The sequence below is a fragment of the Microcystis sp. M049S2 genome, assembly GCF_020245625.1.
Classification (GTDB): domain Bacteria; phylum Cyanobacteriota; class Cyanobacteriia; order Cyanobacteriales; family Microcystaceae; genus Microcystis; species Microcystis ichthyoblabe_A.
The window spans coordinates 1-8110 of sequence record NZ_JADBUN010000042.1 but is presented as its reverse complement, the minus strand read 5'-3'; the positions used below and the strand labels follow the sequence as shown (position 1 = coordinate 8110).

Below are 8110 nucleotides of genomic sequence, written 5' to 3'. Positions count from 1 at the left end.
GGGATCAGGGGTAAAATTCAGGTACTTTTTCCCTGAAAATTAGGTAACTGACTACCTCAAAATCGGTAAAACCCTACACCCCACACCCCACACCCCACACCCTGCCCCCACCAACAAACTTTTTCAGCAGACCCTATTTAAAAATGGTTTTACCATTATTAGGATAATAACTTCTCGGCTAAAACCGATAAATTTAAACTGTTTAAAATACGGGTTTTTATCGGTCTTTTTTCATCCCAAAATATCAAGGATGAATAAAATTCTCTGCCTAGGGAAGAATTGAGAAGCTGTAAGGTGTTTTGAGCAGTATCTAAATCATCGAAGCTTAAGAAGTAAACAGTATCATCGAAAATAACGGGTTGATTTTGATAGGGCAATATAAGGTTAAAATTTAGTTTTTTATAAAGTCCAGAAATGGCGATTTTAAAAGGGGAGAAGCTGTAAGAACCCACACCAAATATGCAAAATTCTGGCTGATTTTGATAAATTTTGCTCTTTCTGTCTAAAAAATAATTTTTATGATTAACTAAATATTGCCAAGTTTTTGGTGCTATATCGCGTATATCTTCTGTAGATTCACCGATAAACTTCTGAGTTACCAAAATGTATTTATTGATAACCTTTAGGCGATTTTGTGCTACATCTGAACCTTTCAGGAGAGGATAAAGATAGGTGGTTTCAAGATTAACGACTTCCTTTAAACCATTGACAAAAATTCCATTAACTAACTGTAATTCCATGATTTTTGAGCAATCATGTTTAATTCCTGAACGCCATTTTTCTTGAGGATGCCGATGATATAAATATTCTAATCTAGTAAAAGCATTTAAGTCTCTGATTAGGATATTATTTTGATAACCAATGCGCTGAAATTCCCCTTCCTCAAAACTATTGAAAACATCACAAAAATAATTTTCTGAATGAGAATCAAATTGACAAAATAGAAGACAAGCATCTACATTTGCTTGAAAACATTTTTGAGTATTGATCGGATAAATTGCCGAGTAAACGAGATTAATTTTGTGAGTATAGATATAGTTTAAAATTTTTCTAGATACGGCCGTTTTACAGATAATTGCCAGATAAGCTGAACGTCGATCGAGACATTCAATGAGCTTAATTAACATCCACTCTGAAATATCAAAATTACTTTTTCCCGTCATGGCATCTAAACCATGATAGCCTTGAAAGTTGCTTTTGTGAGGTAAATTTTTTCCGTTAATAAGCCCTTGTTTTGAGTTGGTTATCCAAGGCAGATTCCCCAAAAATAAAATATTTTCTGTCCATGGTTGAGTCAGAGAATACCAGTCACAATCAAAAAAATTCTTCTGTTCAACTTGTATTCTTTGATCTTGGCATATTTGCCGATCTTGATTAATCTGAGTGATATAATTAGGATTAATTTCAAAGCCAAGAATTTTTTCAGTTTCTTTAAGGGTAAGTGATGCTGCTTTTAAAAAGTTACCTATACCACAAGTTGGCTCAATAATGACATCGGGTTTAACATGAATTTGCCATAATTTTTGACAAATCTTTTCGGTTAACTCCGGGGGAGTTTGAAAGTCTCCATATTCAATTTTCACCTGAGAAGCTTGCATCACTAATTCTCTCTATAAATGGCTATTAATCCTTCTTCTTGACCGGCAAGATCGATTACCCTAGCTTTTTTCACTTTGTGTTCTTTGTGCCTCCGTGGTTGCTCCCAAACCCTTCTGGGATAAAGATTTAACCAGACTAAACCAAGAGAGCCTATTTATTTTTGACTGCGAGCAAAAATTTCTTCAAACCAATTAATAGCTCGATTTGCCAAAGCTTCTAGGGAATATTTTTGCTCGACTACTGCACGACAAGAATATCGATCAATCCGGTCTAAATTTTTAATTCCTGTAACTAATCCCTCGATACTATCGGGTTCAACTAAAAAACCAGTTTTTCCATCTTCAATAATTTCTACTGGACCACCGCGACGATAGGCAACTACGGGAACACCACAGGCCAAAGCTTCAATAGCCACGTTACCAAAAGCCTCAACCCAGCGCGGGGTCATCAACAGGCCAAAACAGTCGCCTAGCTCTTTTTGTAGGCTCTCGGTGGGCAAAAACCCGCGATAATCGACTAAATCGAAACTGTAGGTATCCTGTAAATTTTGCCAGTAGAGAGGATCGGAAATATGACCGAAAACGCGTAAAGGCACACCTAACTGTTGACAAGCAGCGATCGCATCTTCTAAAGCTTTTTCTGGGGCAATCCGTCCCACCCAGGCTAGACAGGGGGAGGAATCGGCCCGAAACTGATACAAAGATAGGTCTAAACCACTAGCCAAACAGCGATAGGGGGGAGAGAGGGAGAAAGTTTCCGCTTGGGCGAGGGTGTAAAAAGCGAGTAAATGGGGAAAACTGCTATAGGTTTTTTCAATAATATGATCCATCGCCAAAGAAACGGAAGCCATGCTGACGAAATGGGCGACGGGAGTGGCAAAAAAAGGAGTGAGATAAAAAGGGAGCCAATCGTAGGCAAAATTAATAATTAAATCATACTGACTTTGTACTGATTGGGCGTAGTGCCACATATTGGCCAAAACGGCATTTTCGGGCATTAAAATCGGGGCTTGCTGGCCCTGACTTTGGGCGGAAATCTGGGCATTTCCCGCTATAGTGATCAAGGGGATATCCTGCAATTGCGAGGCTTCTGGAGCCACTACCCGCACCGCATACCCTTGCTTATTCAGAGTGCGAGCGAGATTATAAAGAGTTAATTCTACGCCACCGCCGCCCCCCGAACCCAGAAATCCCACGGGGGTGGAGATAAATAACAGTTTTCGACTCAATTTTGCACCTCAGTGGATGTGGTTTCGCTGAAGGTCGGTGTGGTTTCGGTGAAGGAAGTATCCTGTACGTCATCATCTTCCGGTTCACCGGTGGTTTCTAGGGGAGCAATATCTAAACGGGGAGCTAATTGCAGATTTAACTGTCTAATTGCCCAGCGTGCCGTTTCTTGCACTTCCTCATCGGAATCATCGAGGGCATGACAAATTAATTGACTGATCTGAGACATGACATCGTAGAGTCTGGTTAGATCCCGAATGGCATTTTTCCGCACCTGGGGATTTTTGTCTTGGAGAGAGATAGCCAAAGCTTGGTTCATCGGTCGCAGAGAGCGGGTGCAGATTTGAGCGAGAGCTTCTAGGGTTAAACTGCGTTCGTAGGAATCCCCATCCATCATGCTATCGACTAAAGGCTGCATTGCCCTAGAATCAGACATCTGTGCCAGCTTCCAAACCGCCCGTCTGCGGGTACGGGGATCGTCATCGCGGAGACTTTCAATTAAACTGGTGATTGAGTCTGCGTTCGGTATGCGGGAGGTAGCTTGTACGGGCAAAGAAGACGCGAAATCATCCTCCCAATTGTCATTAATCTCACTGCTGGTTTTGGTGTCCGCACCGAAGGAATTGCCATTGCCCTCAAAAAAGTTGTCGGGTGGGTTTTTAGGATTGACGTAAGTTGTCTTTTTGCGCCGTTTTGAGGCTTTGCCCTTGGGACGGTATTGAAGGAAAAGCGATAGTAAAGCTGCCAATAAAGCGATGGATAACAAGGCCGAGCCAGCAATTAATGGTATTGGCAAATTCTCATTTTTGGCGGCAGGGTTGGCAACCGTGCCGGTTTGACCTAGATCCTTCTGCGTATCAGCGATCGCATTTTGAGCAGAGTTATCGTTCGGACGTTGTGCCAGAGCTTGTTGAAATTTTTCCAGGGCGAGTTGATAATTCTTTTGGGTTTTGGCCTCGTAACCAGCTTTCATCAACTGATCGTAAGTGGCGACAGTCTGGGCCTGCTCTAACCTAGGTGGAGTTTGGGCGTTAGCCTTGGATAAAACCTGAAAATCATGACCCCAACTGCTCACACCGATAGCTAACAACAATAGAAAATTAGGTTTGATCATAGAATTTATGTAACTGTTTAGGGGTAGGTAACAGTATGATAGCCTAAAAGCCATAAATGACAAGCACTGAACCCCAGAGATGGGTCATAGACCAGGATGATGGGGAAAAGCCCCCGGTCAGCGTCAGGCAAATATTGCCGCTACTGGGATCGGAGATAGATTCCACTGTTTAGCACTCAGAGATTATCTGTGAAAAACCGGCCTAATTAAGCTTGTACAGGAGTTTTGCGCCAGGTTCGACCTTGAATAGTCGTGTGGAATTGCCAATTAGCCACAGTTTCTGGATAATCGCCCCGATAGTGACCACCTCGGCTTTCTGCTCTTAATAAGGCACTTTCCAGAATTAAGTCGGCGATATCTAGAAGATTTAATGTCTCGATCGCTATCCTTATTTCTAACTGCACCGAGGGACACAAAAATAATTGTCCTTTGTCGGGGAGAAGATTCTGGAGAAATTGGCCCATCTTTAAGGATTGTAACTGTTGTTTCCACTGATGCACCCGTAGGATAGCAGTTTCTAACTCATTTTGAAATCGGCAAATTCCCGCATTTTCCCACATTAAAATCGGTAATTCTCTCCGTACTTTTTGCCAGTATTCCTGTTCTTCCTGCCAGTTTTCCGCAATTTCTAAGGGTTTTTCTGGTCTTTCCCCCACCAAGTTTTCTGGCTCTAGACCTATTTCAACTAAATTTGCCGCAAAGACAATACATTCCAAAAGAGAATTACTGGCTAAACGATTAGCACCGTGAACACCCGTACTGGCCGCCTCGCCGATCGCATACAAACCGGGTAGAGAAGTGCGGGCGTTTAAATCGGTAGCCACTCCTCCCATCCAATAGTGAGCGGCGGGGGCAACGGGAATCACATCTTCAAACACATTAATGCCCCATTTTTGACAGATGCGGATAATATTGGGGAAACGATAACGCAGACGATCCGGTTCGATCGGTCTTAAATCTAGATATACTTTGGCATGGGCGGGATCGTCGGAGGTTTTCTGCAAATGGCTAAAAATCGCCCGACTCACCACATCCCGGGGGGCCAATTCTCCAGCCGGATGATAATCGAAGGCAAAACGCCGCCCCAGAGCATCAATTAAATGCGCTCCTTCGCCGCGCACCGCTTCACTAATTAAAAACCGCGGCGCCCCCGACACAGTCAAAGCGGTGGGGTGAAACTGAAAAAATTCCGGGTCGCGAATCACTGCTCCAGCACGCCAAGCGAGGGCGACTCCATCCCCCGTGCTAACGGCGGGATTAGTGGTTTGGGCATAGACTTGACCACCGCCTCCCGTAGCCAGAATGACTGCTTGCGCTCGCAGCCAACAGAGATGATCTTGATGGAGTAAACAAATACCTTGACAGCGTTGCCCTTCCGGGTCAAGCCAGAGTTTCAGGGCGAGCGCTTGGGGAATAATGGTAATATTGGGGCGCTCGACTACTTTTTCCATCAGGGTACTGACGATCGCTCTCCCCGTGCGATCAGCCGCGTGCAGCACCCGGGCCTGGGAATGGGCAGCCTCAAGAGTGCGGGCTAAGTCGTCTCCAGAGCGATCAAAACTAACCCCCAACCGCAGCAAATCAGCGATCGCTTGGGGGGCCTTCTCGACTAAAAACTGTACGGCATAGCGATCGCATAAGCCCGCTCCGGCTTTCAGGGTATCTTCTAAATGGAAAACGGGGGAATCTGCCGGGGAGGTGGCTGCCGCAATTCCTCCCTGCGCCCAATCACTAGCCCCAGTTTTTAAATCTTCTTTGGTAATTAAACCCACCTTTAAGTTAGGGGGTAAACACAGTGCGGCATACAATCCCGCCGCTCCCGATCCCACCACTAAAACATCTTGATAACTCGGCAGTTGCGAGGAAACGACCATGTAGGAGTTAATTGATAAATTCTATTTATTCTAGCATTTCATTTCTCTATAGTTCTGGCAAAAATCCCCGGTTTTTAGCTTGGGGCAGTATGCCAGATTCCTGAAGGGGTGACAACCAGCTTGAAGTGTGGACAGGGGGTAGGGTGTAGGGGGTAGGGTGTGGGGAAAAATCCTGTAGCCAAACATGAACTCTACCAAGGAGGAAACCCCGAACAAGCCAGTTTTTCGCTCTGGAAGCGTTCTTCAACTGAAACCAGACATCCCAGTCTGGACTGAGATTTTCCCTACACCCCACACCCCACACCCCATACCCTGTCTAAACTCTAACCTCTTTGTCACCCCATCAGGCCAGATTCTTTCTTTTGCCTCTTGCCTTCAGACGCTAATCACTGAAAAAGGTGAGCGATCGCCCACCTAGAAATTTTTTTAAAACCGTAATTAACTGGATTTAGTAAACTCCGGGGTTAAAACGGTCATCACCCTCGATAAATTCTTTAGAAGGCTCAGTAACGGTGAATTTCTCTAGATTAGCCTGTAAACGCTCTTTTTGAGTGTCCGAGAGTCCGGGGATATTGAGGACATCTTCCACTTCTTCGTAGGGGGCGTTTTTGATGATTTTACCAGCTAAATTGGGGTAGAACCCTCTCAAGTCCCGGAAATCGCGAATATCACTGTTATTAAGGTCGATTTTCGCCCCAAATTCTGTGGTTAGTTTGGCATCAGCCGCATTTAAGACCGCCACGGGATGAGAGGGAAGGGCGATCGAGGTGAGATTGAGAGCTTGAGCGGGAACTTTGCCCCAAAAACTCCCGATAATCAAGGCAATTACCGCCAGCAGACGAACAAGATTCTTCATTGCAGTTGTGGTCTCCTAAAACCAAGGCAAATTAACGATCAGGACAAGAAATTAAGCCGTCAGCTTTCCGACTAGGCATAGGGTGGGTAGTTGGGATTTGCCACCGCAGCCTAGCTATTAGCTGAACGCTGATAGCTAGTTAAAAAAGTTATATCATGCCATTAGACCAGATCATAACCTAGTTTGCCCCCCTAGGGGAAGGGTTTTGCGGTTTTGGGGTTTGATCACAAAGAACAAGTTGGTTAGGAGAATCTAAATCGCTAAAACCCTTTTCTGGCAAAGATTTTCCTGCTGCCATCTGGCGGCTGCTACAGTTGAATTTCCCTATCTCCCTATCTCCCCACTTCCCCCATTTCCTCATTCCCCTATCCCCTAACCCAATTATTATAAATCCCTAAAATTATCAATGACGAACAGCACTCCTATGGCATCATAAACTGTTGCTTGTCTTGAAATACATAATAAGGAAGACACAATTATGGCTCTCCAATTGGGTGATATCGTTCCAGATTTTACACAAGATTCTAGTGAAGGTCCGATTTCTTTTCACCAGTGGGTAGGAGATAGCTGGGTGGTGCTGTTCTCGCACCCGGCTGATTATACCCCCGTTTGTACCACGGAATTAGGTACGGTGGCTAGTCTTAAGTCAGAATTTGAGCGACGCAATGTGAAAGTGATCGCTTTGAGTGTGGATAGTGCCGAATCCCATCGGGGTTGGATTAATGACATCAACGAAACTCAAAACACTACCGTTAACTATCCGATTATCGCCGATGGCGATCGCAAAGTGTCGGATCTCTACGGCATGATTCACCCCAATTCCCTCAATAATCTGACGGTACGTTCGGTGTTTATCATCGATCCCAACAAAAAATTACGTTTAACTATTACCTATCCTGCCAGCACGGGACGCAATTTTAACGAGATCCTGCGCGTGATTGACTCCCTGCAGCTCACCGATAACTATCAAGTGGCTACCCCGGCTAACTGGACCGACGGTGGTGATTGTGTGGTGGTTCCCTCTATTCCCACTGAAGAAGCTCGTAGCAAATTCCCCAAAGGAGTTGAAGAAATTAAACCCTATCTACGCATGACTCCCCAACCTAATAAGTAATTAGGGTTTGCTAATCGGTGAACCATATCCTGGAAAACTGGCAATCCAAAAACCAAGAAATCGTCAGGGAGGGTTAGCCATCCGTTTTAACGGATGCTACCCCTGGCAACAGGGGATTTATCTCCCTATATCATTTATTGGTTTGATTGTCAATATATTTTTTCCTAGTTTCCCTAGATGTGTTAGCGGCAGTAGTGCCGAAAAGCAATTTCTTGGCTGGGTTAAAGACAATTCATCGACATCTATCTTAACTATAAGTTAAATTAATATTTAACAAAAATCGGCTTAAGGCTAAAAAAACAATTAACATTATAGCTCCAAATGCTT

Annotated in this window: 6 protein-coding genes; 1 reads left to right on the top strand and 5 read right to left on the bottom strand. The window is 44.3% G+C overall.

Going from position 1 to position 8110, the window contains the following annotated elements; genetic code table 11:
* Positions 1–158: 158 nt before the first annotated feature.
* From IM496_RS03840 to psbU, 5 genes are all read right to left on the bottom strand, one after another.
* Positions 159–1598: an SAM-dependent methyltransferase gene (locus IM496_RS03840; RefSeq protein WP_287661272.1), complete on the bottom strand. Its 1440-nt coding sequence runs from the start codon at positions 1596–1598 to the stop codon at positions 159–161.
* A gap of 155 nt (positions 1599–1753) precedes the next feature.
* Positions 1754–2827, bottom strand: a complete 1074-nt coding sequence (locus tag IM496_RS03835; protein ID WP_194017753.1) for a glycosyltransferase family 4 protein — start codon at positions 2825–2827, stop codon at positions 1754–1756.
* Positions 2824–3939: a HEAT repeat domain-containing protein gene (locus IM496_RS03830; RefSeq protein ID WP_287661271.1), complete on the bottom strand. Its 1116-nt coding sequence runs from the start codon at positions 3937–3939 to the stop codon at positions 2824–2826. Before IM496_RS03830 ends, IM496_RS03835 begins: the two co-directional genes overlap by 4 nt.
* Before the next feature lie 206 nt (positions 3940–4145).
* Positions 4146–5813, bottom strand: a complete 1668-nt coding sequence (gene nadB / locus IM496_RS03825; RefSeq protein WP_194017755.1) for an L-aspartate oxidase — start codon at positions 5811–5813, stop codon at positions 4146–4148.
* A gap of 448 nt (positions 5814–6261) precedes the next feature.
* Entirely contained in the window at positions 6262–6669 is a 408-nt protein-coding gene (gene psbU / locus IM496_RS03820; protein ID WP_002754370.1) for a photosystem II complex extrinsic protein PsbU, read from the bottom strand.
* A 478-nt stretch (positions 6670–7147) separates the two neighbouring features.
* Between psbU and IM496_RS03815 the strand changes: the two genes are divergently transcribed.
* The gene (locus IM496_RS03815; protein ID WP_002761158.1) at positions 7148–7783 is read left to right on the top strand and encodes a peroxiredoxin; all 636 of its coding nucleotides are present in this window, start codon (positions 7148–7150) and stop codon (positions 7781–7783) included.
* Positions 7784–8110: the final 327 nt, after the last annotated feature.

Coding starts and splice junctions, on each gene's coding strand:
- psbU (WP_002754370.1), bottom strand. CDS start 6,669: ATGAAGAATCTTGTTCGTCTGCTGGCGGTAATTGCCTTGATTATCGGG.
- IM496_RS03830 (WP_287661271.1), bottom strand. CDS start 3,939: ATGATCAAACCTAATTTTCTATTGTTGTTAGCTATCGGTGTGAGCAGT.
- IM496_RS03840 (WP_287661272.1), bottom strand. CDS start 1,598: ATGCAAGCTTCTCAGGTGAAAATTGAATATGGAGACTTTCAAACTCCC.
- IM496_RS03815 (WP_002761158.1), top strand. CDS start 7,148: ATGGCTCTCCAATTGGGTGATATCGTTCCAGATTTTACACAAGATTCT.
- nadB (WP_194017755.1), bottom strand. CDS start 5,813: ATGGTCGTTTCCTCGCAACTGCCGAGTTATCAAGATGTTTTAGTGGTG.